The 24,310-nt window shown below is 69.0% G+C and carries 23 protein-coding genes; 13 read left to right on the top strand and 10 right to left on the bottom strand.

Going from position 1 to position 24,310, the window contains the following annotated elements:
* The first annotated feature begins 33 nt into the window (after positions 1-33).
* From ACTWJ5_RS28445 to ACTWJ5_RS28465, 5 genes are all read left to right on the top strand, one after another.
* On the top strand, positions 34-483 hold the full coding sequence (locus tag ACTWJ5_RS28445; protein ID WP_253392202.1) for a DMT family transporter: 450 nt from the start codon (positions 34-36) through the stop codon (positions 481-483).
* Positions 484-638: 155 nt separating this feature from the next.
* Positions 639-1,883: a DUF1835 domain-containing protein gene (locus tag ACTWJ5_RS28450; RefSeq protein ID WP_444436998.1), complete on the top strand. Its 1,245-nt coding sequence runs from the start codon at positions 639-641 to the stop codon at positions 1,881-1,883.
* 47 nt (positions 1,884-1,930) lie between these two features.
* Entirely contained in the window at positions 1,931-2,368 is a 438-nt protein-coding gene (locus ACTWJ5_RS28455) for a YkgJ family cysteine cluster protein (protein WP_074982816.1), read from the top strand.
* A gap of 52 nt (positions 2,369-2,420) precedes the next feature.
* The gene (locus tag ACTWJ5_RS28460) at positions 2,421-3,770 is read left to right on the top strand and encodes an MATE family efflux transporter (protein ID WP_253412627.1); all 1,350 of its coding nucleotides are present in this window, start codon (positions 2,421-2,423) and stop codon (positions 3,768-3,770) included.
* A 112-nt stretch (positions 3,771-3,882) separates the two neighbouring features.
* On the top strand, positions 3,883-4,341 hold the full coding sequence (locus tag ACTWJ5_RS28465) for a DUF2214 family protein (RefSeq protein WP_074982812.1): 459 nt from the start codon (positions 3,883-3,885) through the stop codon (positions 4,339-4,341).
* Here ACTWJ5_RS28465 and ACTWJ5_RS28470 read toward each other — a convergent pair.
* Positions 4,338-5,171 carry an arylamine N-acetyltransferase family protein gene (locus tag ACTWJ5_RS28470; protein WP_444436999.1) on the bottom strand — a complete coding sequence of 278 codons (834 nt, stop codon included), beginning with the start codon at positions 5,169-5,171 and terminating at the stop codon, positions 4,338-4,340. The two genes, ACTWJ5_RS28465 and ACTWJ5_RS28470, sit on opposite strands and share 4 nt — an antisense overlap.
* On the bottom strand, positions 5,168-5,380 hold the full coding sequence (locus ACTWJ5_RS28475) for a hypothetical protein (RefSeq protein WP_074982808.1): 213 nt from the start codon (positions 5,378-5,380) through the stop codon (positions 5,168-5,170). The genes ACTWJ5_RS28470 and ACTWJ5_RS28475 overlap by 4 nt, the downstream gene beginning before the upstream one ends.
* Before the next feature lie 184 nt (positions 5,381-5,564).
* On the opposite strand from ACTWJ5_RS28475, the gene ACTWJ5_RS28480 reads away from it, so the two are divergent.
* Positions 5,565-6,125 carry an NADPH-dependent FMN reductase gene (locus ACTWJ5_RS28480; RefSeq protein WP_074982806.1) on the top strand — a complete coding sequence of 187 codons (561 nt, stop codon included), beginning with the start codon at positions 5,565-5,567 and terminating at the stop codon, positions 6,123-6,125.
* Positions 6,126-6,851: 726 nt separating this feature from the next.
* Here ACTWJ5_RS28480 and ACTWJ5_RS28485 read toward each other — a convergent pair.
* Complete coding sequence (locus ACTWJ5_RS28485) at positions 6,852-7,154, bottom strand: chaperone modulator CbpM (protein ID WP_074982804.1); 303 nt, start codon at positions 7,152-7,154, stop codon at positions 6,852-6,854.
* Complete coding sequence (gene cbpA, locus ACTWJ5_RS28490) at positions 7,151-8,101, bottom strand: curved DNA-binding protein (protein ID WP_074982802.1); 951 nt, start codon at positions 8,099-8,101, stop codon at positions 7,151-7,153. Before cbpA ends, ACTWJ5_RS28485 begins: the two co-directional genes overlap by 4 nt.
* A gap of 125 nt (positions 8,102-8,226) precedes the next feature.
* Between cbpA and pdxR the strand changes: the two genes are divergently transcribed.
* Complete coding sequence (gene pdxR / locus ACTWJ5_RS28495; protein WP_074982800.1) at positions 8,227-9,645, top strand: MocR-like pyridoxine biosynthesis transcription factor PdxR; 1,419 nt, start codon at positions 8,227-8,229, stop codon at positions 9,643-9,645.
* A gap of 284 nt (positions 9,646-9,929) precedes the next feature.
* On the opposite strand, the gene speA is transcribed toward pdxR, so the two are convergent.
* The 4 genes from speA to ACTWJ5_RS28515 form a co-directional block, all read right to left on the bottom strand.
* A complete protein-coding gene (speA, locus tag ACTWJ5_RS28500) occupies positions 9,930-11,843 on the bottom strand; it encodes an arginine decarboxylase (RefSeq protein WP_074982797.1) in 1,914 nt (637 codons plus the stop codon).
* A gap of 232 nt (positions 11,844-12,075) precedes the next feature.
* The gene (locus ACTWJ5_RS28505; RefSeq protein ID WP_043268734.1) at positions 12,076-12,447 is read right to left on the bottom strand and encodes a translation initiation factor Sui1; all 372 of its coding nucleotides are present in this window, start codon (positions 12,445-12,447) and stop codon (positions 12,076-12,078) included.
* A gap of 390 nt (positions 12,448-12,837) precedes the next feature.
* Positions 12,838-13,377: an NUDIX hydrolase gene (locus ACTWJ5_RS28510; RefSeq protein WP_436278283.1), complete on the bottom strand. Its 540-nt coding sequence runs from the start codon at positions 13,375-13,377 to the stop codon at positions 12,838-12,840.
* Positions 13,377-14,444, bottom strand: coding sequence for a DUF2333 family protein (locus ACTWJ5_RS28515; RefSeq protein WP_074982793.1), 1,068 nt, complete (start codon positions 14,442-14,444; stop codon positions 13,377-13,379). Before ACTWJ5_RS28515 ends, ACTWJ5_RS28510 begins: the two co-directional genes overlap by 1 nt.
* A gap of 249 nt (positions 14,445-14,693) precedes the next feature.
* Here ACTWJ5_RS28515 and ACTWJ5_RS28520 point away from each other — a divergent pair, with 249 nt between their 5' ends.
* A complete protein-coding gene (locus ACTWJ5_RS28520) occupies positions 14,694-16,307 on the top strand; it encodes a GGDEF domain-containing response regulator (RefSeq protein ID WP_074982790.1) in 1,614 nt (537 codons plus the stop codon).
* Positions 16,308-16,659: 352 nt separating this feature from the next.
* Here ACTWJ5_RS28520 and speB read toward each other — a convergent pair whose 3' ends face one another.
* On the bottom strand, positions 16,660-17,622 hold the full coding sequence (speB, locus tag ACTWJ5_RS28525) for an agmatinase (protein WP_061562890.1): 963 nt from the start codon (positions 17,620-17,622) through the stop codon (positions 16,660-16,662).
* Positions 17,623-17,689: 67 nt separating this feature from the next.
* Positions 17,690-18,787, bottom strand: coding sequence for a polyamine ABC transporter substrate-binding protein (locus tag ACTWJ5_RS28530; RefSeq protein WP_444437000.1), 1,098 nt, complete (start codon positions 18,785-18,787; stop codon positions 17,690-17,692).
* Between the two features lie 109 nt (positions 18,788-18,896).
* Here ACTWJ5_RS28530 and ACTWJ5_RS28535 point away from each other — a divergent pair, with 109 nt between their 5' ends.
* From ACTWJ5_RS28535 to accC, 5 genes are all read left to right on the top strand, one after another.
* Positions 18,897-19,805, top strand: coding sequence for a LysR family transcriptional regulator (locus ACTWJ5_RS28535; RefSeq protein WP_444437001.1), 909 nt, complete (start codon positions 18,897-18,899; stop codon positions 19,803-19,805).
* 133 nt (positions 19,806-19,938) lie between these two features.
* Complete coding sequence (dsbD, locus tag ACTWJ5_RS28540; RefSeq protein WP_444437002.1) at positions 19,939-21,795, top strand: protein-disulfide reductase DsbD; 1,857 nt, start codon at positions 19,939-19,941, stop codon at positions 21,793-21,795.
* Positions 21,796-21,936: 141 nt separating this feature from the next.
* Complete coding sequence (gene aroQ, locus ACTWJ5_RS28545) at positions 21,937-22,380, top strand: type II 3-dehydroquinate dehydratase (RefSeq protein ID WP_009613296.1); 444 nt, start codon at positions 21,937-21,939, stop codon at positions 22,378-22,380.
* A 25-nt stretch (positions 22,381-22,405) separates the two neighbouring features.
* On the top strand, positions 22,406-22,873 hold the full coding sequence (gene accB, locus ACTWJ5_RS28550) for an acetyl-CoA carboxylase biotin carboxyl carrier protein (RefSeq protein ID WP_043268722.1): 468 nt from the start codon (positions 22,406-22,408) through the stop codon (positions 22,871-22,873).
* A 17-nt stretch (positions 22,874-22,890) separates the two neighbouring features.
* The gene (gene accC, locus ACTWJ5_RS28555; protein WP_074982782.1) at positions 22,891-24,237 is read left to right on the top strand and encodes an acetyl-CoA carboxylase biotin carboxylase subunit; all 1,347 of its coding nucleotides are present in this window, start codon (positions 22,891-22,893) and stop codon (positions 24,235-24,237) included.
* Positions 24,238-24,310 lie beyond the last annotated feature (73 nt).

The following is a 24,310-nucleotide window of genomic DNA, read 5'->3' on the forward strand; positions in this document are numbered from 1 at the left end:
GTCCTTTTCGCTTCGACTGCCAAGGAGTACCCCATGCCCACGCCACCCTGGTGGATGTTCGTCCTGCCGCTGATCGCCGGCGCCTGCCTGCCGCTGCAGGCGGGCATCAACGGCCAGTTGGCCAAGCAGGTGTCCAGCGTGCTGGCCGCCGCGCTGATCTCCTTCGTCGTCGGCACCTTCGGCCTGCTGGTGCTGACCCTCGCCAACCGCGAGTTCCCCGCCCTTCAGGCGCTGCGCTCGCTGCACTGGTGGCACTGGTGCGGCGGCTTCCTCGGCATGTTCTTCATCTTCATCGCCGCCTTCGCCGCGCCGCGGGTCGGCGCCCTGCTGTTCATGGTGCTGGTGCTGGCCGGCCAGCTGGGCATGGCCATGACCCTCGACCACTTCGGCTGGGCCGGCTTCAAGGAAAACCCGGTCAGCGCCCTCAAGCTGGCCGGCATCGCCGCCATCGGCGTGGGCATCTGGCTGATCCGCAAGGGCTGAGCCCCGGCATTGCCCGGCGCGGGCGCCGCCGCTATAGTCGGGCGGCGGCGTCCACCACGCCACCGGTCCGCGGAAAGGGTTCGCCCAGGTGCTGCATCCGCCGACTTTCCATACGACTCCGGCCCGACAGCGGACCCGGCCCGAAAGGAGCTCGTATGTCCCCGACTTCCGGCCAAGACGGCCGTATCGACCTCGACCGCCAACGCCAGCACGCCAAGGCCCTGCTGCGCGACCTGCGCGCCGGCCAGGCGCAAGCCCTGCAACGCCTCCGCGCCCAGGCCCCGCACGGCCTCGGCCACCCGCCGCGGCTGGCCGACTGCCAATGGCTGCTGGCGCGGGAGCTGGGCTTCGCCAGCTGGCCGAAGCTCAAGGCCCACGTCGAGGCCATCGCCTTCGCCGCGCGCCACCCGGACTTCGCCAGCGGCGACGAAGCCGCCTGCCTGCACCTGCGCTGCGGCAACGACATCGCCCACAGCCTGGAACTCGCCGGCTTCCGCGGCGAGTTCCGCATGTTCGCCGACCCGCTGAGCATGGGCCCCGTGCCGGCGCTGCCGGAAGAAAGCTTCCGCCAGCTGCGCGCGGCCTTCGTCAGCCAGGCCTTCGACATCCCCGCGGCCGACGCCCTGCGCCGCACCCAGGACGAATACGCCCTGCTCGACAGCCTACCCGAGCGCCAGCGGGTGGTGCTCTGGTGCGAGGCCGATGCCTACGACCAGCTGTTCCTGATCCGCGTGCTCGCCGGCCTGCCGCGCTTGCCCGAGCGCCTGGAGCTGATCGAGACCGACCGGGTGCCCGGCGTGCAGCGCTTCATCGGCATCGGCCAACTGGCCCCCGACCTGCTCGCCTGGCTCTGGCCGCAGCGCCGGCCGCTGGGCGAAGAGGCCCTGCTGCTGGCCCGCGAAGCCTGGGACGCCTACCGCCAGCCCTCGCCACAGGCCTGGGCCACGCTGGCCAGCAAACCGACACCGGCGTTGCCGCTGCTGGGCAATGCCCTGCGCCGCCAGTTGCAGGAGCTGCCCGGCGCGCGCGACGGCCTGTCGCTGACCGAACGCCTGAGCCTGGGCATAGTCGCCGAGCGCGGCGAGCTGCCCCTGGGCCGGGTGTTCGCCGAGCTGATGACGCACCGCGAGCCGTTGCCCTACCTGGGCGACCTGATGTTCCACGTGCTGATGCGCCCGCTGATCGACAGCCCCACCCCGCTGTTGCTGGAAGCCGAGCCGCAGCTGCCCTGGGCCCAGCGCCCGGTGCATCTCACCGCGCTGGGCCGCCAGGTGCTGGCCGGCGAGCGCCACGGCCTGGACCAGCTGGCCGCCGAGCGCTGGGTCGGCGGCGTGCGCCTGCGCCCGGGGCAGCCGCACTGGACGCTGGACGACGACCTGCAGCCGCGCTGGCGCGACTGACGCCGCCGTTTCGTCGAAAGGGCGCGCAATCCGCCGCCGAGGCCACTATGATTGCGCGCCCCGCAACGCACCGTGCCGCCGCCATGAGAAAACCGCCGCTGATCGCCAACGCCGAACTCGACCGCCTGGAAACCTGGGCGAAGTACAGCTCGGGCCTGTGCCGCGACTGCCACGCCACCTGCTGCACCATGCCGGTGGAAGTGCGCATCGGCGACCTCATCCGCCTGGGCGTGGTGGACGAGTTCGAACGCGAGGAGCCGGCGAAGAACATCGCCAAGCGCCTGAGCAAGGAAGGCCTGGTCGAGCGCTTCAACCAGAAGAGCGGCATCTTCACCCTCACCCGCAGCAGCAACGGCGACTGCCTGTACCTGGACCGCAAGACGCGCCTGTGCACCGTCTACGCCAAGCGCCCGGACACCTGCCGCAACCACCCGCAGGTGGGCCCGCGCCCAGGCTACTGCGCCTACCGCAAGAAGCAGGCATAAGGCCGCGGGCGCTCCGGTCCCGCTATACTGCGGCGCTGCTGCGGAGCCTTGCATGAACCCACTGAGCGACGCCTGGCGCGATCGCCCGACCCACCGACGGGTCTGGGCGCTGGCCGCGCCGATGATCCTGTCCAACGTATCCGTGCCGCTGGTGACCCTGGTCGACAGCGCGGTCATCGGCCACCTGCCCCACGCCCACCAACTGGGCGCGGTGGCCGTGGGCGGCAGCCTGTACACCCTGCTGGTGGGCGTGCTCGGCTTCCTGCGCATGGGCACCACCGGCTTCGCCGCCCAGGCCGCCGGGCGCGGCAACGGTGGCGCGCTGCGGCGCATCCTCGGCCAGGGCCTGCTGCTGGCGATGGGCCTGGCCTTGCTGCTTGGCCTGCTGGCCCTGCCGCTGACACCCGTGGCCATGGGCCTGATGAACGCCTCGCCGGAACTCGACGGCCTGGCCCGGCAGTTCTTCCACATCCGCCTGTTCGGCCTGCCCGCGGCCCTGGCCAGCTACGCGCTGATCGGCTGGCTGCTGGGCACGCAGAACGCCCGCGGGCCGCTGGCCATCCTGCTGACCACCAACCTGGTGAACATCGCCCTGGAGCTGCTCTTCGTGCTCGGCCTGGGCTGGGGCGTGGCCGGCGCCGCGCAGGCCTCGGTGATCGCCGAGTGGAGCGGCGCGGCCCTCGGCCTGTGGCTGGCCCGCGGCGCGCTGGGGCGCTTCCCCGGCGTGCCGGACTGGCGCCGCCTGCGCCGCTGGGTGAGCTGGGCGCCGCTGCTGATGGTCAACCGCGACATCTTCATCCGCAGCCTGGCGCTGCAGGGCGTGTTCTTCCTGGTGACCGTGCAGGGCGCGCGCCTGGGCGACGCCACGGTGGCGGCCAACGCCCTGCTGCTCAACGGCCTGATGATCACCTCCTATGCCCTCGACGGCCTGGCCCACGCGGTGGAGGCCCTGTGCGGCCACGCCATCGGCAGCGGCGACCGGCGCACGCTGCGCCGCTCGCTGCTGGTGGCCTGCGGCTGGTCGCTGCTGGCCAGCCTGGCCTTCGTGCTGTTATTCGGCAGCGCCGGGCACCTGTTCATCGCCCTGCAGAGCGACATCCCCGAGGTGCGCGCGGTGGCCGACCAGTACCTGCCGTACCTCGCCGTGCTGCCCCTGATCGGCATGTGGAGCTACCTGCTGGACGGGCTGTTCATCGGCGCCACCCGCGCCCGCGAGATGCGCAACGCCATGCTCCTGGCCTGCGCCGTGAGCCTGCCGCTGGGCTGGCTGCTGCAGCCGCTGGGCAACCACGGGCTGTGGCTGGCGTTCCTCAGCTTCATGCTGCTGCGCGGGCTGATCCTCGCCGCCTACGCCTGGCGCCTGACGCGCCGCGACGCCTGGCTCGGCCTGCCCTCGGCCTGACTGGCAGGCGCCGCCGCCGCGCTCTAAAGTGCCAGGCGGCGCCCATGATCGCGCCGAGCACAACGAAGCCGTGGCGCAGACCACGGCCCACGCCTGACAAGGAACCGACGACATGGCTTCAGCCCTGGTTGCCTACCTGCACTTCATCTCCATCTTCGTGATGTTCGCCCTGCTGGTGCTGGAGCACCGCCTGTTCCAGCTGCCGCTGGACGCCAGGCGCGCCCGCAGCCTGGTGATCATCGACCTGGCCTACGGCGCCAGCGCCGGCGTCGTGCTGCTCACCGGCATCGCCCGCACCCTGTGGTTCGCCAAGGGCCTGGACTACTACCTGCACAACGCCGCCTTCCACGCCCTGGTCGGCCTGTTCGTGCTGGTGGCGCTGCTGTCCATCTACCCGACGCTGACCTTCCTCAACTGGCGCAACGCGCTCAAGGCGGGCCAGGCCCCGCAGGTCGGCGAGGCCCAGGGCCGGCGGGTGACGCTGGTGATCCGCATCGAGCTGCTGGCGATGCTGATCCTACCGCTGCTGGCCAGCCTGATGGCCCACGGCATCGGCATGACCGGCAACTAGAGCAGCCGCGCCAGGGGCTCGCGCAGGGCCTCGGCGGTGGCCGGCGGCAGGCGCAGGTGGAAGCGCCCGCGCAGCACCTCGATCAGTTCGTCCACGTCGAGGATCCGCCGCTGCTCGGCGTTGCCCTTGGCATCGCGCCAGCCGAACTGGCCGTCGAGCAGGGTCAGGCGCGTGTCGCCCTCGCTGAGCGCTACCCGCAGGCTCTTGCGGAACACGCTGTCCGGGTGCGTCGAGGTGTACCAGTTGCGCGGCAGGTAATCGACCCAGTGCTGCGGTTGCAGGGTGAAGCGGTACAGTGCCTGCCAGCCGCTGGCGGTGTGCAGCGCCAACTCCAGCTCATCGCCGTCGTGGGGCGCGATGCGCCAGCCGCCGGGCAGCTCCTCGCCGATCACCAGCGGCAGCGGCCGCGGCGGGTTGGCGCCGCCGAAGCCGACATCCGCCAGGTAGGGCCCCTCGTCCAGCTCGATGCGCAGCAGCAGGTGGCTCTGCTGGGTGCGCTCGACCTCCGCCGGCATGCCCCAGCGCACCCGCGCCACCAGCAGGCTGACGCGGTAGCCAAGGCTGGCCAGAAGCCGGGCGAACAGGCTGTTCAGTTCGAAGCAGTAGCCGCCGCGGCCACCCTCGACGACCTTGGCGAAGACCGCCTCCGGCTCGATGGCGACGGGCCGCGCCAGCAGCACGTCGAGGTTCTCGAAAGGCAGGTGGTGCAGCGCCGCGTCGACCAGGCGTTCGAGGCTCTGCAGGGTCGCGGCCGGCGGCTGCGGCGGCAGGCCGAGGCGCGCCAGGCAGGCCTGCAGTTGCTGCGGGGTGAAGGGGGTGAGTGGCGTCATGGGGTTTCTCCTCGGGCCAGGGCGGCGGCCTCCAGACGGAAGCCCGGCTGCCAGCCGAGCCGGTGGCGCGCCAGCGCGGTGCTGACCTCGGTGTCCTGCTCCGCCAGGTTGTAGCACCCGGGCGCGCCCCACTCCAGCGCCAGCAATATGGGCAACAGGCGCTTACCCACGGCGCCGGTGGCGCCGGCGAAGAAGATTCTCGTGCACATGTTCGACCTCGTCTGGAGAGTGGATGGGGCCACTCTAGGGGCCCAATGGCACAGTCAACAGAGCCAAGAATCAACGGAAAGACTGGGACATCGCCTCGCGACCGATCCGCGCAGCGCCCCCGCGAATGCCACATTTCTCGTCTATAACGAAGGTTCCCGACTTCCCTAGCCACAAGGAAATGCCATGAGCAAAGTCTTCGACGTCGCCGTGCTGGTCGGCAGCCTGCGCAAGGAATCCCTCAACCGCAAGGTGGCCCTGGCCCTGGCCGAGCGGGCCCCGGCGAACCTGAAGCTGGAGATCGTCGAGATCGGCCAGCTGCCGCTGTACAACGAGGACCTGGACGGCGACAACGCCCCGGCCGCCTACGCGCCCTTCCGCGAGCGCATCCGCCGCGCCGACGCGGTGCTGTTCGTCACCCCGGAATACAACCGCTCGGTGCCAGGGGCGCTGAAGAACGCCATCGACGTGGGCTCGCGCCCGTACGGCAAGAGCGCCTGGGGCGGCAAGCCGGGCGGCGTGGTCAGCGTCTCGCCGGGGGCCATCGGCGGTTTCGGCGCCAACCATGCGCTGCGCCAGTCCCTGGTGTTCCTCGACGTGCCCTGCATGCAGCAGCCGGAAACCTACCTGGGCGGCGCCGGCAACTTCTTCGACGCCGCCGGCAAGGCCAACGACCAGGTCGGGCCCTTCCTGCAGACCATCATCGACAGCTACGCCCGCTGGGTGGAGAAGATCGCCGGGGCCTGAGGCCCGCGCCGAGCCGCTTTCGTAGGAGCGAGCTTGCTCGCGAACAAGCCCCGCAGCGGAGATGGTTCGCGAGCAAGCTCGCTCCTACGAAGAGCATCATTCTCCTCGTAACGCGTCATCGTTCCAGGGCAACGGTGTGCCTTCCTGCCCACGAAATCGCGCGCAGGGCGCGCTCCTACATTGGAATGGTGTGGGTGGAGTGGCGTAGGAGCGGATCTCATCCGCGATCCGCGCCGGGATATCCGGCTATCGCGGACAAGGTCCGCTCCGGGGAGGAATACCGCGCCTCCCGGCAACCTTGTAGGAGCGGGCCCTGCCCGCGAAATCGCGCGCAGGGCGCGCTCCTACATGGAATGGTGCGGGTGGGGCAGCGTAGGAGCGGATCTCATCCGCGATCCGCGCCGGGATATCCGGCTATCGCGGACAAGGTCCGCTCCTACGGGGAGGAATACCGCGCCTCCCGGCAACCTTGTAGGAGCGGGCCCTGCCCGCGAAATCGCGCGCAGGGCGCGCTCCTACATGGAATGGTGCGGGTGGGGCAGCGTAGGAGCGGATCTCATCCGCGATCCGCGCCGGGATATCCGGCTATCGCGGACAAGGTCCGCTCCTACGGGGAGGAATACCGCGCCTCCCGGCAACCTGTAGGAGCGGGCCCTGCCCGCGATTTCGCGCGCAGGGCGCGCTCCTACATGGGGAACGTGGGGCGGGGCGGACTCCCCCGCCCCTTCAATCTTCCTCGTAACGCGCCAGCCGCTGGCGCAGGCGGGCGTTCTCGGCGCGCAGCTGCTCCACCTCATCGAGCAGGCGCAGGGCCAGGGCGATGCCCGGCCAGTCCACCTCGAACTCGCGTTGCAGGCGCACCGCGCGGCGCACCAGGGTCAGCGACTCGACGCTGAACAGCCAGGTGTCGCCCCGCCGTTCCAGGGGCTCGACGATGCCGACCTCGACTATCTCCAGCAGCGTCTCGCGCGGCAGCCGCGCGCCCTCGCAGAGCTCTTCCAGCTCCAGGCTCAGCAGTATGTCGCTCATGGCCGTTTACCCCACTGGCTGCGTGGATCGAAGGCCGCGCGGGCGGCCAGTTCTTCCCAGTGCTTGCGCGTCTCGCCCTCGGGCGCACCCTTGGGCATCACCACCTTGAGCACCGCGTAGAGGTCGCCGGCGGGGTCCTCGCCCTTGCCGGCCAGGCCCTTGCCGCGGATGCGCAGGCGCTGGCCGCTCTGGCTGCCCGGCGGCACGCTGAGGGCGATGCGGCCGTTCAGGGTGGGCACCTCGATCTTCGCCCCCAGCGCCGCTTCCCAGGGCGCCAGCGGCACGCTGAGGACGAGGTCGCGGCCGTCGACGTCGAACAGCGGGTGCGGCGCCAGGCGGATGATCAGGTAGAGGTCGCCGGCCGGCGCGCCGCCGATGCCGGGCGCGCCCTGGCCCTTCAGGCGGATGCGCTCGCCGTCCACCACGCCCGGGGGAATGCGCACCTTCAGCGTCTTCTCCACGTCGGGCCGGCGCCGGCCCTGCTCGTCGTAGCTGGGCAGGCCGAAGCGGATCGGCTGCGGCTCGCCGGACTGGCTTTCCTCCAGGAACAACGGCACTTCCAGTTCGATGTCGCGGCCGCGCCTTTCCCGCCGGCGATGCGCCTGCGGGCCGGCGTGGGCGCCGAAGATCGACTCGAAGAAGTCGGAGAAATCCTGCTCCTGGAAATGCTCGGCGCCTTCGAAGCCGCCGGACGGCTGCCAGCCCGGCGGGGCCTCGAAGCGACCGCTCTGCTGGTACTGGCGCAACTGGTCGTATTCGGCGCGCTTCTCGGGGCTCTTGAGCACCTCGTAGGCTTCGGAGACTTCCTTGAAGTGCGCTTCGGCGTCCGCCTCCTTGCTGACGTCGGGGTGGTATTTGCGCGCCAGTTTGCGGTAGGCGGTCTTGATCGCCTTTTCGTCGGCGTCCGGCGCCACGCCCAGCGCCGCGTAGTAATCCTTGAAGTCCATCGCCTTGCTGCTCCCGGGTCTGGAACTGCAAGCCTAGCCGCTGGCGCGGCACTCGTCCGCTCGCGACGGCTGATCCGCGTCATGGCATAGTCATTTTTTCCACAACCTCCGCAGCGAACCAGGCCATGACCGAGCCCCTCGCCCTGCGCCTGGACCCCGGCCTGGCGCAGCCGATCTACCGCCAGCTCTACGAGCGCATCCGCGAGGCCATCGCCCGCGGCACCCTGCGCCCGGGCGAGCGGGTGCCGCCGGTGCGCGGCCTGGCCAGCGAGCTGGGCGTGGCCCGCGGCACCGTGGAGCTGGCCTACCAGTTGCTGACCAGCGAAGGCTACCTGCTGGCCCGCGGCCCGGCGGGCACCGTGGTTTCGCCGCAACTGGCGGGGCGCAACGCCGAGCGCCCGGCGCGCCTGGCGCCGCAACCGGAGCAGGTGCTGCCCGGGCTGATCGCCCACGGCCCGCAGGTGCTGCCGCTGCAACTCGGCCTGCCGGCGCTGGACGCCTTCCCCAAGGCGCTGTGGTCGCGCCTGGCCGCGCGCCGCCTGCGCAACACCGCCGACGTCGAGCTGGCCTACCCCGACCCTTGCGGCTACGCCCCGCTGCGCGAGGCGCTGGCCGGTTACCTCAACGTATCCCGCGGGATCGCCTGCGAGCCGGCGCAGGTGCTGATCTGCGCCGGCTACCAGGGCGCCCTGGACCTGGTCAGCCGCACCCTGCTGCAGCCGGGCGATGCCTTCTGGCACGAGGACCCCGGCTACCCGCGCGGGCGCCAGCTGATGGCCGCAGCCGGCGCCAGGTCGGTCGCGGTGCCGGTGGACGCCGACGGCCTGTGCGTGGAACAAGGCCTGCGCCGCGCGCCCGACGCCCGCTTCGCCCTGGTCACGCCCTCGCAGCAGAGCCCCACCGGCGTGGCCCTGAGCCTGCCGCGGCGCCTGGCACTGCTGGACTGGGCGGCCCAGGCCGGGGCCTGGATAGTGGAAGATGACTACGACAGCGAATACCGCTATGCCGGCTTCCCGCTGCCGGCGCTCAAGAGCCTGGACCGCCAGGGCCGCGTGCTCTACGCCGGGACCTTCAGCAAGGTGCTATGCCCGGCCCTGCGCCTGGGCTACCTGGTGGTGCCGCCGCCACTGCTGGAGCGCTTCGTGCGCAGCCAGCAGACCTTCGCCAACGGCTGCGCCGAGCTGCAGCAAGCGACGCTGTGCGACTTCATCACGGAAGGCCACTTCGCCCGCCACCTCAAACGCACCCGCACGCTCTACGCACAGCGCCGGCAACTGCTGCGCACGGCCCTGGAGCGGCGCCTGGGCGAGCGCATGAAATTCGCCGAGCTACCCGGCGGCCTGCACCTGATCGGCCGGATCGACGGCGACGACAAGGCCATCGCCGCCCGCGCAAGGGAAGCCGGCCTGGGCTTGCAGGCGCTGAACAATTGGTGCGTGGAGGCGCGCCAGGAACCGGCGCTGGTGATGAGCTTCACCAATGTAAAAGACGAGAGGCAGGCAGCCGAATTGGCCAGGCGCGTGGCGGGGGTAATGGGAGCGTAGGGCGTATAACCGTTCGCGGTTATACGCCGCTACACCTCACTTATCCCGCGCACCAAGGCTGAGCTGGACACCCAGGCCAGACCGCAGGCTAGCCCGGGAGCGGTTCCGAGGCTGAATCCAGTGTGCGCCTATGGCCAAGGTCAATCGGCGTATAACCGCGAACGGTTATACGCCCTACGAATGGGTGATGCAGCCCTGTAGGAGCGAGCTTGCTCGCGAACAACCGCCGCAGCAGGGTCAGGTTCGCGAGCAAGCTCGCTCCTACGAAGAGCGGGTCGTGCCGGTCAGGAGGACAGGTAGGCCGAGCGCGTCAGGCCCAGGCGCAGGGCGTCGAGGAACTGGGTGCGCTCGCGGGCGGTGAGCTTGGCCCCGGCCACCTTGTCGCGGTAGTGGGTCATCAGCTCCTCGGGCGACAGGTGCACGTAGCGCAGCATGTCCTCGATGGTGTCGTGGGTCTCGATGCCGGCGTGGTGGAAGCTGCCGTCGGCGTTCTGGTAGACGTTCACCGAGTCGGTGTCGCCGAACAGGTTGTGCATGTCGCCGAGGATTTCCTGGTAGGCGCCGACCAGGAACACGCCGATCAGGTAGTCCTCGCCTTCCTTCACATCGTGCACCGGCAGGCTGGTCTCGATGCTCTGCTCGTCGACGTACTGGGTGATCTTGCCGTCGGAGTCGCAGGTCAGGTCCTGCAGCACCGCGCGGCGGTCCGGCTCCTCGCCCAGGCGGTGGATCGGCAGGATCGGCAGCACCTGGCCGATGGCCCAGGTGTCGGGCAGGCTCTGGAACACCGAGAAGTTGCAGATGTATTTGTCGGCGAGCTTGTCGTTGAGCTCGTCGAGCACCTGGCGGTGCGAACGCTGGCGGGCCTTGAGCTGGTTGTGCAGGCGCCGGCAGATGGCGAAGTAGCACTGCTCGGCCAGGGCCTTCTGGGCCAGGCTGATCTTGCCCTCGGCGTACTGGCTGGCGGCGTCACTCATGTAGTGGGTGGCGCGCCAGTAGGTCTCGGTGACCATCTCGGCGTCGGTCGGGCCGAGCAGGTCGGCCAGGTACTGGACGATCTCCGGCTGCTCGGCGAGGTCGGTGATCTTCGGCAGCTCGTCGTTGTGCCGCTCGACGTCGGTGACCTGGGTGATCAGCACCGCGTGGTGCGCGGTCAGCGCGCGGCCGCTCTCGGAGAAGATGTGCGGGTGCGGCAGGCCCTGGGCGTCGCAGAACTCCTTGAGCATGCCCACCACCACACCGGCGTAGTCGTCGATGTCGTAGTTGATCGAGCTTGCGTTGCGCGAGTGGGTGCCGTCGTAGTCCACGCCCAGGCCGCCGCCGACGTCCACGTGGTCCACCGGCAGGCCGAGGGCGCGCAGCTCGCCGTAATAGCGGATGGCTTCCTTGAAGCCGTGCTGGTAGTCGGCCAGGTTGGCGATCTGCGAGCCCATGTGGAAGTGCAGCAGGCGCACGCCCTGGTCCAGCCCGGCCTTGCGGAAGCGCTCGACCACCGACAGCAGCTGCGCGGCGGAGAGGCCGAACTTGGCCTTCTCGCCGCCGGTGTCGGCCCACTTCGAGGAGGCCAGCGAGGACAGCCGCACGCGCAGGCCGACCTGCGGCAGCACGCCGACGTGCTCGGCCTCCTCGATCACCAGCTGCACCTCGGACTCCTTCTCGATGACGATGAAGACGTTGTGCCCGAGCTTCTGCCCCATCAGCGCCAGCTTGATGAACTCGCGGTCCTTGTAGCCGTTGCAGACTATGGTCCCGCCCTTGGGCGCCAGCGCCAGCACCGCCATCAGCTCCGGCTTGGAGCCGGCTTCCAGGCCGATGGAGACCTTCTGGGTGGCGATGATGCTTTCCACCACCGCTTCCTGCTGGTTGACCTTGATCGGGTAGAGCGCGGTGTAGCGGCTGCCGTATTCCAGGCGCGCGATGTTGGCGTCGAAGGCGCCGGTCAGCTTGCGCACGCGGTCCTGCAGGATGTCCGGGAAGCGCACCAGCAGCGGCAGCGACAGGCCCGCCTCGCGCAGCTGGCCGACCAGCGCATGCAGATCGATCGGCTGGGCGTCGGCGCCCTGCGGGCGCACCTCGACGTTGCCGGCGTCGTTGATCGCGAAATAGCCGGCGCCCCAATGGCGGATACCGTAGATGCTGCGGCTGTCCGCCACCGTCCAGTTGCTGCCGTCGTCTTTGCGGGTCCGTCTTGCGGCCATGCGCGGGTGTCTCCTGAAAAGAAAGTCGAGCGCCCGGCGCGGGTAGCGCGCGGACGCAACAAGCCTAAACGTCGGGTATGACGTTGCCGTGTTGACCGCCATCTCTGGCGGTAGTTTAGGAAAGCGTGGCGAACTCGCGAGCGCGGCGCATCTCCCATCTAGGGAACGGGCTGGCCGGCATGCCGGCGCCATGCGCCGCTGCCTAACCCGTTCCCTGCAGGGGAGAGACGAATCAGCCGCCGGATTTCTTAGCCTTGAAGCCGCGCTTGGCCAACTCTTCGAGGAGCAGTTCGACGTGGTCGCCCTGGATCTCGATGACGCCGTCCTTCAACGCGCCGCCGGTGCCGCAGCGTTTTTTCAGCGCCGTGGCCAGTTCCTTGAGGGCGTCTTCGGCCAGGGGCACGCCGCTGACCGTGGTCACGGTCTTGCCGCCGCGGCCCTTGGTCTCGCGGCGCACACGGGCGATGCCGTCGCCGGCCGGGATCACGGACTGCTTGCAGATGCAGGCGCCAACGGGCTGGTTGCAGTCCGGGCAATGCCGGCCCGCATCGGTGGAGTAGACGAGCCCGCCGAGGGCGGACAGGGAGGATGCTTTCTTGACCACCGGGCGTTTTCCCCAGGATTGGCCTCTAAGGGCCAGGTCAACGAATGATCGGCTGGCGCCGACCGCGACGCCCCACTCAGGCAGGGGCTGCGCATTCCCGCCGGAGGACCCGAGCGGAAAGGTCGCGCAATTTACCAGCATTGGAGGCAAATGCTAAGGGTGGAAATGCGTCATTGATCGGCGGATTGGCGACATGCCGGTAGAGCACCCTCACCCCGGCCCTCTCCCGCAAGCGGGAGAGGGAGTCCGCGCCGGGAGCACCGAGCACCACTGCTATTGCGGCGTGGATGCACAAACCACGGCTTGCCCATGGCACAGTTTCGCCGCCCACTCAGGACAGTCCCCTCTCCCGCTTGCGGGAGAGGGTTAGGGAGAGGGGCTCTTGCTCTTTTAAAGCTGCCCCAGGAACAACCGCAAAGCCTGCAACGAATCCGGACAATACAAAGCCCCGGAACCAGCCTCCTCCAACGCCACCACCGGCTCGACGAACCGCGCCTCCAGCACCTCCTCCGGCTGCAGCCTCAGCGCCCCATCCCAGGTCGCCGAGAACACCGCACACCACAGCCGATTACCCGGCTCGTCGAAAAAGAAGGTGCCATGCTCGCGCAACTCCACACCGGCCACGCCCAACTCTTCCTCCAACTCACGGCTGGCCGACAGCGCATAGCTCTCGCTGGCCTGGACCATGCCGCCAGCGGCGGCGTCCCAGTAGCCCGGGTACACCGCCTTGCTCAGGCTGCGGCGGTGCACGCAGAGCTGCCCGGCGCCGTTGAACAGCAGGATGAAGGTGCCGCGGCCGATCAGCCCGCGCTCACGCAGCTGGGCGCGCGGCAGCTCGCCCAGCAACTGGTCACGCTCATCGACCCAGGCGATCAGTTCCCGGTCCGAGGCCAGCCGGTGGGCGGCCTCGGCGGCGCTGACGAGGTCCATCAGCCCTGCGCCAGCAGTTGCCGCAGATCGATGATCGCGGCGTTGGCCCGGGAAATGTAGTTGGCCATCACCAGCGAATGGTTGGCCAGCACGCCGAAGCCGCTGCCGTTGAGCACCATCGGGCTCCACAGCGGCTCCTGGGTGGCTTCCAGCTCACGGATGATCTGCCGCACGCTGACGGTGGCGTTCTTCTTCGCCAGCACGTCGGCGAAGTCGACCTCGATGGCGCGCAGGATGTGCGACAGCGCCCAGGCCTGGCCGCGGGCCTCGTAGAACACGTTGTCGATCTGCAGCCAGGGGGTTTCCTGCAGCTCTTCGTCGACCTGCGGCGCCTGCCCCGGCGCCAGCGCCGAGGCGGTCTTGATGTTGGTGTTCAGCTTGACCCGCCCGACACTGGCGGACAGGCGCTGGGACATCGAGCCCAGGCGGGTGGAAACGTCGCCCAGCCAGTTGTTCAGGCTGTCGGCGCGGGCATAGAACTGCGCGCTGGGCTGCTCGGCGGAAAGCCGCGCCAGGTAGCGGTCCAGGGACTTGATGCCCTCGGCGTACTCCGACTCGGAAGACGGCAGCGCCCAGCTCTTGTTGTCGAAGTTGAAGCGCGGCTCGGCGCGGGCCAGGTCGGCGTCCTCGGTGGACTGCGACTGCGAACGGGCGAAGTCCTTGCGCAGCGCGCGGGACAGGTCGCGGGTCTGCACCAGCACGCCGTATTCCCAGCTGGGCATGTTGTCCAGCCACAGGCCCGGCGGGAAGATGTCGTTGGACAGGTAGCCGCCCGGCTTGTTCAGCAGGGTGCCGACCACTTCCTTGAGGGTTTCCACGGTGGTGTAGCCCACCACCATCTGCCGCCCGGCGCGCTCGGCGGCCTGCTGCGCATGCTGCTGCACGGGGAACAGGTCCGGCTCGCGGCTCCAGTACCAGCCGACCAGGGCGGCGATCACCAGGTAGGCGCCCAGCAGGCCACCGACCACGCGCACCAGCCAGGGCCCGCCGAAGTAGGCGCGCACATCGTCAACCCTGTCGTCGACGCGCTCGCGCACCGAGCCGCCGCGATTCTTCCAGTTCCACATGGCAAAGTCCTTGGTTCGACCTAACGGAAAAAGGTTGGACCGCAGGCCCCGCCACAGGTGCCGGGCGATGCCGCGATCCAGGCGCACTAGCATGCCGCAGTCGGCGCCCGAAGGGCAGCCTACCCTCTGCATGGCACGCCTGGCGATCCTTGACCGACATCACTGGAATTGCCAGCGGCAAATGGTAGCATGATGCCATCACCGCTCTGGCGACCCCGCCACCGCGTCAGCCCTCACAAGAAGTGCGCCATGACCGAGCACGACGATCCCACCCGCGATCGCTTGAAACACCATTTTGCCCAGCGGGTGATCCACCAGGCCCGGCACGTGCTGGAGATCTGGCAGCAGCTCAGCCGCTCGGAGTGGACCGCCAGCGGCATGGCCGACCTGCGCGAGGCCGTCCTGCGCCTGCAGCGCTACGCCGAACGCTTCGAACAGGCCGAGCACGCCCAGTTGGCCGCCGCCATTGGCGCCGGGCTGGACGCCGTGGCGGGCAACCGCGGGCGCCTGTCCAGCGAGCTGATCAACGAGTTCGCCCAATTGATGCTACGCCTGTCGCGCACCGGCCTGCGCCATGGCGACCAGCTCGAACACACCCAGCTGCCGCCGCTGCGCAAGCCGGTCTACCTGGCCCTGCAGGACGCCGAGCGCGCCGAGCGGCTGGCCCAGCAGCTGGAATTCTTCGGCGTCCACGCGCAACTGTGCGAGCACGCCGCGGCCTTCCGCGCGGCCATGGCCGAACGCCACCCGGCGGCGCTGCTGATGGACGTCGACTTCGCCGGCGCGGGCCTCGGCCTGGCCCTGGCCGAGGAAGTCCAGGCGGGCCTGGCGCACAAGCTGCCGGTGCTGTTCTTCAGCCACGAGGACACCGACACCCCGACGCGCCTGGCCGCGGCCCGCGCCGGCGGCCAGGAGTTCTTCAGCGGCACCCTGGACGCCTCCGGGGTGCTGGAAAAGATCGAGATGCTCACCCGCGTCGCCCACTACGACCCCTTCCGCGTGCTCATCGTCGACGACTCGCGGGCCCAGGCGGCGCACACCGAGATGGTCCTCAACGGCGCCGGCATCGTCACCCGCGCGCTCACCGCGCCGCTGTCGGTGATGGCCGAGCTGGCCGAGTTCCAGCCGGACCTGATCATCCTCGACATGTACATGCCCGAATGCCTGGGCACCGAATTGGCCAAGGTGATCCGCCAGCACGAGCGCCACGTCAGCGTGCCGATCATCTACCTGTCGGCCGAGGACGATCTGGACAAGCAGCTCGACGCCATGAGCGAGGGCGGCGACGACTTCCTCACCAAGCCGATCAAGCCGCGCCACCTGATCGCCACGGTGCGCAACCGCGCGGCGCGGGCGCGCAGCCTCAAGGCACGGATGGTGCGCGACAGCCTCACCGGGCTGTACAACCACACCCACACCCTGCAGCTACTGGAAGACGCCAGCTACCGCGCGCGCCGCGAAGGCCAGCCGCTGGCCTTCGCCATGCTCGACATCGACCACTTCAAGAAGGTCAACGACAGCTACGGCCATCCCATGGGCGACCGGGTGATCAAGAGCCTGGCGCTGTTCCTCAAGCAGCGCCTGCGCAAGACCGACCACATCGGCCGCTACGGCGGCGAGGAATTCGCCGTGGTGCTGCCGGACACCGACAGCGCGGCGGCGCACAAGGTGCTGGAGGAAATCCGCCAGCGCTTCGCCGAAATCCGCTACCCGGCCAAGCCCGCCGACCTGGCCTGCACCTTCAGCTGCGGCATCGCCCAGCTGGGCGCGGACGAAGACGCCACCGTCCTGGCCCGCCGCGCCGACGAAGCGCTGTACCGCGCCAAGCATGGCGGGCGCAATCGGGTCGAGGTGTTCGCGTAGCACGCCGGCCCCCCCGGCTATCGCGGACAAGGTCCGCTCCTACGCTGTTTTCTGGGTTCCCGCGTTCGCGAGAATGACGCCGGAAAATACGACGCTCACCCCGTCATTCCCGCGAACGCGGGACGCGGCTCCATCGCGAACAGCGCTTGCGCTGGCCCGAAGGGGAATAACCCAATAGACAGCGGCTTTTCGTAGGAGCGAGCTTGCTCGCGAACCGCATTGCACCGCGTTTGTTCGCGAGCAAGCTCGCTCCTACGAAGAGCATTTCGGCGCAGCCGGCAAGTCATTCGCGCGCCAGGTTCGACCATGAAGCCCCATAGGATGGGTTTCCCGCGCCCACAGGGTCATCCCATCAACGCTCGCCCAGCTTGTGCCGCGCCGCGTACAGGCAAACCATCTCCATCGCCAGGGTCGCGCCGGCCAGGGCGGTGATCTCGGCGCTGTCGTAGGGCGGCGCGACTTCCACCACGTCCATGCCCACCAGGTTGATGCCACGCAGCGCGCGGAGGATTTCCAGCGCCTGGTGCGAACTGAGCCCGCCGCAGACCGGCGTGCCGGTGCCCGGCGCGAAGGCCGGGTCGAGGCAGTCGATATCGAAGGTCAGGTACACCGGGTTGTCCCCCACCCGCGCGCGGATGCGTTCGGCGATGGCCTGCGGCGAGTGGCGGTGCACTTCGCGGGCGTCCAGCACCTGGAAGCCCATCACATCGTCGTTGGTAGTGCGCAGGCCGACCTGCACCGAGCGCGCCGGGTCCACCAGCCCCTCGCGGGCGGCATGGTAGAACATGGTGCCGTGGTCGATGCGCTGGCAGTCCTCGTCCGGCCAGGTGTCGCTGTGGGCGTCGAAGTGGATCAGCGACAGCGGGCCGTGCTGCTTCGCATGGGCCTTGAGCAGCGGGTAGCTGATGAAGTGGTCGCCGCCCAGGGTCAGCAGCGCGCAGCCGGCATCGAGGATGCGCGCGGCGTGGGCTTCGATGGCTGCCGGGGTTTCCTGCGGCACGCCGTGGTCGAAGGAACAGTCGCCGTAGTCGATCACCGCCAGGTGGTCGAAGGGGTCGAACTCCCAGGGGAAGTGCCGGGCCCAGGCCATCTGCACCGAGGCGGCGCGGATCGCCCGCGGCCCGAAGCGGCTGCCGGGGCGGTTGGTGGTGGCGGTGTCGAAGGGCACGCCGCTCACCACCAGGTCGACGCCGCGCAGGTCGCGGCTGTAGCGGCGGCGCATGAAGCTGGTGATGCCGGCGTAGGTGGATTCGGCGGCGGTGCCATACAGGCTGTCGCGGGTGATGGCCTGGTCGTTGTCGTGGGCTTGATCCATGGAGTCCTCATCATCGGTGTTTTTTGGGTGTGTCCTGATAGCTCGGTGCCTGCGGCTCCACCCTCGCTCAGGAGCGGGTGCGGAACGCCGACCACAGCCGCGTCCGCTCGCGCTGCTGCTTCAAGGTCAGCAACTGCTCGCCGAACAGCTTCTGGCGCATGGCCGGCGCCGGGTAGATGTCCGGGTCGCCGGCCACATCGGCATTGAGCAGCGGCGTGGCCTTGCGGTTGGCGTTGGCGAAGTACAGGGTGTTGGTCAGCTCGGCGATGGCGTCCGGGCGCAGCATGAAGTCGATGAAGGCGCGCGCTTCCTGCGGGTGCGGCGCGTCCACCGGGATGGCCATGGTGTCGAACCAGATCAGCGTGCCTTCCCTGGGTATCCGGTAGATCACCTCGAATGGCTTGTTCGCCTGCCTGGCCTGCGCGGCGCCCATCAGCGCGTCGCCGGTGTAGGTCAGCGCGAGGCACAGCGTGCCGTTGGCCAGGTCGTTGATGTGCTTGCCGCTGGCGATGTAGCGCACGTTGGGCTGCAGCTTCTCAAGCAACTGGCGGACCTGGGCCAGGTCGGCCGCGTAGGTGCTGTAGGGCGACTTGCCCAGGTAGTTGAGCGCCACGCTGATCACCTCCTGGGGCGAGTCGATCAGCGAGATGCCGCAGTCGGCCAGGCGGCTGGCGTATTCGGGCTTGAACAGCAGGTCGAGGCTGTCCAGCGGCGCGTCGGGGATGCGCTTGAGCACTTCGTCCTTGTTGATCGCCAGGCCCACGGTGCCCCAGGTGTAGGGCACGCCATAGCGGTTGCCCGGATCGATGGCGGCCAGCTTGGCCAGCAGCTCCGGGTCGAGGTTGGCGAAGTTCTTCAGCTGCGCATCGTCCACCGGCTGCACGGCCTTGGCCTGGATGGCGCGGGCCAGCCCGCTGCTGGCGGGGAAGACCACGTCATAGCCGCTGCGGCCGGTCATCAGCTTGCTGTCGAGCACCTCGGCGCTGTCGAAGGTGTCGTATTTGACGCGGATGCCGGTTTCCTTCTGGAAGCGCTGCAAGGCTTCGGCGCCGACGTAATCCGCCCAGTTGTACAGGTTGAGCACCCGCTCCTGCGCCTGCAGGGGCATGGCCAGGGCCGCGAGCAGGGCCGCAAGGGAAGCCCAGGGAAACACACGCATGATCATCGCCTCGGGGTTGTTGTGGTTATGGGGCGAGCATGGGGCGGGCTTTACTTTGTAAAAATACAAAGTTAATTACTTTGGCATTGCATTTTTGCAATGTTTGGAGACAGCCATGCTCAGCCAGTTGCGCGACCTCGACCTGCAGTTGCTGCGCCTGTTCGTCACCGTGGTGGAGTGCGGCGGCTTCAGCGCGGCACAGGGCGAGTTGGGCCTGAGCCAGCCGAGCATCAGCATCCAGATGGCCAAGCTGGAGACGCGCCTGGGCTACCGCCTGTGCGAGCGCGGCAAGGGCGGCTTCCGCCTGACGCCCAAGGGCGGGCACCTGCTGCAATCGACGCGGCGGCTGTTCGTCGCCATCGAGGGCTTCCGCGACGAGGCGCGCGGCGTGGCCGACAAGCTGCTGGGCGAGGTGCGCATCGGCCTTTCGGAAAGTCTCGAAGAAAGCGTCGTCGCGCGACTGTCCGAGGCGATCCGCCGCTTCCGCCAGCGCAACGAGGCGGTCAGCCTGGAGCTGCTCACCGCCACCCCCGCCGAACTGGAGCGCCTGTTATTGCAGGACCGGCTGCACCTGGCGGTCGGCTACTTCGCCGGCACCCAGGCGGCGCTGGAGCATCACCCCCTGTTCATCGAATCCCAGGGCCTGTATTGCGGCGCGGGCCACCCGGCCTTCGAGCACAGCAAGCCGACCCGCGACTCCCTGGCCGACGCCGATCAGGTGCTGCATCCCTACCGCTTCATCGCCGCCGACGAACCGCTGCAGACCAGCCGCAGCAGCGCGCGCTGCGAACAGGTGGACGGCAGCCTGGCGTTCATCCTCTCCGGCGCGCACATCGGCTACCTGCCCCGGCATGTCGCGCAACCCTGGATCGAGCGCGGCCAGTTGCGCGAACTGCTGCCGGGTGAACTGGGCTTCGAGGTGGCCTTCAGCCTGACCCGCCACCGTGGCCGCCACCCCGGCGACGCCGAACAGGCCTTCGTCAGCGACCTGCTGGGGGCGTTCGGCCAGCGCGCGGCCGATTGACGCGGCAGCGACGCGGGAACCAGGACTCGCCGGCGCAGTCCCACAGCCTCGATCACTTCTTGTGACAGCTCCTCGGGCCGCATCGGAAGCTTTCCGCTATCATGCCGCCACCCAGAAAGTCCGCGAGAGTTCCATGCGCCGCCTGCTGACCCTGCTCCTGTTCCTGGTCGCCCTGCCCGCCACGGCCGGCCTGTTCGACAAGCCGGCCCCCGCCGCCCCCGGTTTCAGTACCGCGGCGCCGGCCGAGGGCAAGTTCCTCCCGGTGGCCGAGGCCTTCCGCCTGAGCGTCGAGGACAGCGACAGCCAGCAGGTGCTGCTGCGCTTCGTCAACGCCGAGGGCTACTACCTCTACCGGCACCGCATGAAGTTCCAGGTCGAGCCGGCCGAGGTCAGCCTCGGCGACGTGCAGCTGCCGCCGGGCAAGGCGCACCACGACGACTACTTCGGCGACTCCCAGGTCTACTACGCCATCACCGACGTCAAGGTGCCGGTGAACAACCCGCAGAAGCTGCCCTACCGCCTCACCGTCACCTACCAGGGCTGCGCCGACAAGGGCCTGTGCTACGCCCCGGAAACCGCCCAGGTGCAGGTTTCCGCCGCGGGCGTCGCCAGCCTCGGCGCCAAGCCCGCCGCCGCCGGCAAGGCGGCCGTGGCCTCCGGCGAGCCGGCGGTGGTCGACGACCTGCTGGCGCTGCTCAAGGGCGAAGGCAGCGGCAAGATCAAGAAGCTCGACCGCGGCCTGCTGATCGCCTTCCTCGCCGGCCTGACGCTGACCTTCACCCCCTGCGTGCTGCCGATGCTGCCGATCCTCTCCGGCGTGGTGCTGCGCGGGCGCCCGGGCGGCATGCGCGGTTTCACCCTGTCGCTGGCCTACGTGCTGCCGATGGCGGTGTGCTACGCCGTGCTCGGCGCGCTGATGGGGCTGTTCGGCGCCAAGCTCAACCTGCAGGCGATGTTGCAGTCGCCCTGGGTGCTGGTGCCCTTCGCGGCCTTCTTCGTGGCCTTCGCCATCGCCATGTTCGGCATCTTCGAGCTGCGCCTGCCGGGCTTTCTGCGCGAGCGCCTGGACCGCATGGCAGCCGACACCCGCGGCGGCTCCATCGCCGGCGCGGCCACCCTGGGCGTGCTTTCCAGCCTGCTGGTCTCGCCCTGCGTCTCGGCGCCCCTGGCCGGCCTGCTGCTGTACATCGGCAGCACCGGCGACGCCCTCGGCGGCGGCCTGTTGCTGTTCGCCCTGGGCCTGGGCATGGGCACCCCGCTGGTGATCTTCGGCGCCGGCGGCGGCGCCGTGCTGCCGAAATCCGGGGCCTGGATGACCGGCGTGCGCAACTTCTTCGGCGTGCTGCTGCTGGCGGTGGCCATCTGGCTGCTGGAGCGGGTGCTCTCCGGCCCGGTGAGCCTGGCCCTGTGGGGCGCCCTGGCCGGCGGCGTGGCCATCGCCCTGGGCACCCTGGAACTGGTGAACAAGACGCCGCTGCAACGCGGCGCCCAGTTGCTCGGCCTGATGTTCCTGGTCTACGCCCTGGCGGCCTGGGCCGGCGCCCTGCGCGGCGAGTCCGACCCGCTGCACCCGCTGGGCCGCTCCGAACCCTCCAGCCATGCCGGCCCTCCCAGCTCGACGCCCGGCCAGTGGCAGAACCTGACCACCCCGGCGCAGCTCGACGCCGCCCTGGCCCAGGCCAGCGCCGCCGGCCGGCCGGTGCTGCTGGACTGGTACGCCGACTGGTGCATCAGCTGCAAGATCATCGAACGCCAGGTGCTGCCGGACGCGGCAGTGCAAGCGCAACTGGCCGGCTACCAGTTGCTGCGCTTCGACATGACCGACAGCACCGCCGAGCAGCGCGCCCTGCTCGACCGCTACAACCTCTTCGGCCCGCCGGCGCTGCTGCTGTTCGCCGCCAACGGCCAGGAACACAGCGACCTGCGCATCGTCGGCGAGACCAACGCGGCCACCCTGGCCGCCCATCTGCAACAGGCCGGCGCGCGCTAGAGCGCGCCTCATATTTCTGCAGCAATCATCAGGCAACATGCCGACATCTACCGCAAAACCGGCATGACTGGACAGTCACGCCCGGTTTCCGGCATAGTCCCGGCCAATTTCCAATCCGCGCGATGAGAGAACAACAAGCCGATGGCCACCCTACTGGTCCTGCACGGGCCCAACCTGAACCTGCTCGGCACCCGCGAACCCGGCGTCTACGGCTCGGTCACCCTCGAGCAGATCAACCAGGACCTGGAGCGCCGCGCCCGCGAGGCCGGCCATCACCTGATGTACCTGCAGAGCAACGCCGAGTACGAACTGATCGAGCGCATCCACGCCGCGCGCGGCGAAGGCGTGGACTTCATCCTCATCAATCCGGCGGCTTTCACGCATACGAGTGTCGCACTACGTGACGCGTTGCTCGCGGTGAGCATCCCATTCATCGAAGTGCACCTGTCCAACGTGCACAAACGTGAACCTTTCCGGCATCACTCCTACTTCTCCGACGTGGCGGTAGGGGTGATCTGCGGCCTGGGCGCCACAGGCTACCGCCTGGCCCTGGAGTCCGCCCTCGAACAACTTGAACGCCCGTGACCATCACCTGGGAGTGCGAACGCTAATGGACATCCGTAAAGTCAAGAAACTGATCGAACTGCTCGAAGAATCCGGCATCGACGAGCTGGAAATCCGCGAAGGCGAAGAATCGGTACGCATCAGCCGCCACAGCAAGACCGCCGCCCAGCCGATCTACGCTGCCGCCCCGGCCTACGCGCCCGCCCCCGCTGCCGCGCCGGCCCCGGCCGCTGCCGCCGCACCAGCCGCCGAAGCCGCGCCGGCCGCCGCCAAGCTCAACGGCAACGTGGTCCGCTCGCCGATGGTCGGTACCTTCTACCGCTCGCCGTCGCCGACCGCCGCGCCCTTCGTCGAAGTCGGCCAGAGCGTGAAGAAAGGCGACATCCTGTGCATCGTCGAAGCCATGAAGATGATGAACCACATCGAGGCTGAAACCAGCGGCGTCATCGAGCAGGTCCTGGTCGAAAGCGGCCAGCCGGTCGAATACGACCAGCCGCTGTTCACCATCGTCTAAGCCGCGGGGAACCTGCGATGTTGGATAAAGTACTGATCGCCAACCGCGGCGAGATCGCCCTGCGCATCCTGCGCGCCTGCAAGGAGCTGGGCATCAAGACGGTCGCGGTGCACTCCACCGCCGACCGCGAGCTGATGCACCTGTCGCTGGCCGACGAGGCCGTGTGCATCGGCCCGGCCCCGGCCGGCCAGTCCTACCTGCACATCCCGGCGATCATCGCCGCCGCCGAAGTCACCGGCGCCAACGGCATCCACCCGGGCTACGGCTTCCTCGCCGAGAACGCCGACTTCGCCGAACAGGTGGAACGCTCCGGCTTCACCTTCATCGGCCCGAGCGCCGACGTGATCCGCCTGATGGGCGACAAGGTCTCGGCCAAGGACGCCATGAAGAAAGCCGGCGTGCCCACCGTGCCGGGTTCCGACGGCCCGCTGCCGGAAGATGAGGAAACCGCCCTGGCCATCGCCCGCGAAGTGGGCTACCCGGTGATCATCAAGGCCGCCGGCGGCGGCGGTGGCCGCGGCATGCGCGTGGTGCACAGCGAGGAAGAGCTGATCAAGTCGGCCAAGCTGACCCGCACCGAGGCCGGCGCCGCCTTCGGCAACTCCATGGTCTACCTGGAGAAGTTCCTGACCAACCCGCGCCACGTGGAAGTCCAGGTGCTCTCCGACGGCCAGGGCAACGCCATCCACCTGGGCGACCGCGACTGCTCGCTGCAGCGCCGCCACCAGAAGGTGCTGGAAGAAGCCCCTGCGCCGGGCATCGACGAGAAGGCCCGCGCGGAAGTCCTCGAACGCTGCGTTCGCGCCTGCGTCGAGATCGGCTACCGCGGCGCCGGCACCTTCGAGTTCCTCTACGAGAACGGCCGCTTCTACTTCATCGAGATGAACACCCGCGTGCAGGTGGAGCATCCGGTGTCGGAGATGGTCACCGGCATCGACATCGTCAAGGAAATGCTGCGCATCGCCTCCGGCCAGAAGCTGTCGGTACGCCAGGAGGACGTGGTGATCCGCGGCCATGCCCTGGAATGCCGGATCAACGCAGAGGACCCGCGCACCTTCATGCCCAGCCCGGGCAAGGTGAAGCACTTCCACGCCCCCGGCGGCAACGGCGTGCGCGTCGACTCGCACCTGTACAGCGGCTACACCGTACCGCCGAACTACGATTCGCTGGTCGGCAAGCTGATCACCTACGGCAAGGACCGCGACGAGGCCCTGGCGCGCATGCGCAATGCCCTGGACGAGCTGATCGTCGACGGCATCAAGACCAACATCGACCTGCACAAGGACCTGGTCCGCGACAAGGAATTCTGCAAGGGCGGCGTGAATATCCATTATCTGGAAAAGAAACTCGGCATGGGTCACTGACCTCAAGCCGATAAAAGCGCTGGAGGCTGGAAGGCTGGACGAAAAAGCGGATAATCCCGCCCTTCGTCCGGCC

It is taken from the genome of Pseudomonas sp. A6 (assembly GCF_052367875.1).
Taxonomy (GTDB): Bacteria; Pseudomonadota; Gammaproteobacteria; order Pseudomonadales; family Pseudomonadaceae; genus Pseudomonas; species Pseudomonas citronellolis.

Coding starts and splice junctions, on each gene's coding strand:
- ACTWJ5_RS28445 (WP_253392202.1), top strand. CDS start 34: ATGCCCACGCCACCCTGGTGGATGTTCGTCCTGCCGCTGATCGCCGGC.
- ACTWJ5_RS28450 (WP_444436998.1), top strand. CDS start 639: ATGTCCCCGACTTCCGGCCAAGACGGCCGTATCGACCTCGACCGCCAA.
- ACTWJ5_RS28455 (WP_074982816.1), top strand. CDS start 1,931: ATGATTGCGCGCCCCGCAACGCACCGTGCCGCCGCCATGAGAAAACCG.
- ACTWJ5_RS28460 (WP_253412627.1), top strand. CDS start 2,421: ATGAACCCACTGAGCGACGCCTGGCGCGATCGCCCGACCCACCGACGG.
- ACTWJ5_RS28465 (WP_074982812.1), top strand. CDS start 3,883: ATGGCTTCAGCCCTGGTTGCCTACCTGCACTTCATCTCCATCTTCGTG.
- ACTWJ5_RS28470 (WP_444436999.1), bottom strand. CDS start 5,171: ATGACGCCACTCACCCCCTTCACCCCGCAGCAACTGCAGGCCTGCCTG.
- ACTWJ5_RS28475 (WP_074982808.1), bottom strand. CDS start 5,380: ATGTGCACGAGAATCTTCTTCGCCGGCGCCACCGGCGCCGTGGGTAAG.
- ACTWJ5_RS28480 (WP_074982806.1), top strand. CDS start 5,565: ATGAGCAAAGTCTTCGACGTCGCCGTGCTGGTCGGCAGCCTGCGCAAG.
- ACTWJ5_RS28485 (WP_074982804.1), bottom strand. CDS start 7,154: ATGAGCGACATACTGCTGAGCCTGGAGCTGGAAGAGCTCTGCGAGGGC.
- cbpA (WP_074982802.1), bottom strand. CDS start 8,101: ATGGACTTCAAGGATTACTACGCGGCGCTGGGCGTGGCGCCGGACGCC.
- pdxR (WP_074982800.1), top strand. CDS start 8,227: ATGACCGAGCCCCTCGCCCTGCGCCTGGACCCCGGCCTGGCGCAGCCG.
- speA (WP_074982797.1), bottom strand. CDS start 11,843: ATGGCCGCAAGACGGACCCGCAAAGACGACGGCAGCAACTGGACGGTG.
- ACTWJ5_RS28510 (WP_436278283.1), bottom strand. CDS start 13,377: ATGGACCTCGTCAGCGCCGCCGAGGCCGCCCACCGGCTGGCCTCGGAC.
- ACTWJ5_RS28515 (WP_074982793.1), bottom strand. CDS start 14,444: ATGTGGAACTGGAAGAATCGCGGCGGCTCGGTGCGCGAGCGCGTCGAC.
- ACTWJ5_RS28520 (WP_074982790.1), top strand. CDS start 14,694: ATGACCGAGCACGACGATCCCACCCGCGATCGCTTGAAACACCATTTT.
- speB (WP_061562890.1), bottom strand. CDS start 17,622: ATGGATCAAGCCCACGACAACGACCAGGCCATCACCCGCGACAGCCTG.
- ACTWJ5_RS28530 (WP_444437000.1), bottom strand. CDS start 18,787: ATGATCATGCGTGTGTTTCCCTGGGCTTCCCTTGCGGCCCTGCTCGCG.
- ACTWJ5_RS28535 (WP_444437001.1), top strand. CDS start 18,897: ATGCTCAGCCAGTTGCGCGACCTCGACCTGCAGTTGCTGCGCCTGTTC.
- dsbD (WP_444437002.1), top strand. CDS start 19,939: ATGCGCCGCCTGCTGACCCTGCTCCTGTTCCTGGTCGCCCTGCCCGCC.
- aroQ (WP_009613296.1), top strand. CDS start 21,937: ATGGCCACCCTACTGGTCCTGCACGGGCCCAACCTGAACCTGCTCGGC.
- accB (WP_043268722.1), top strand. CDS start 22,406: ATGGACATCCGTAAAGTCAAGAAACTGATCGAACTGCTCGAAGAATCC.
- accC (WP_074982782.1), top strand. CDS start 22,891: ATGTTGGATAAAGTACTGATCGCCAACCGCGGCGAGATCGCCCTGCGC.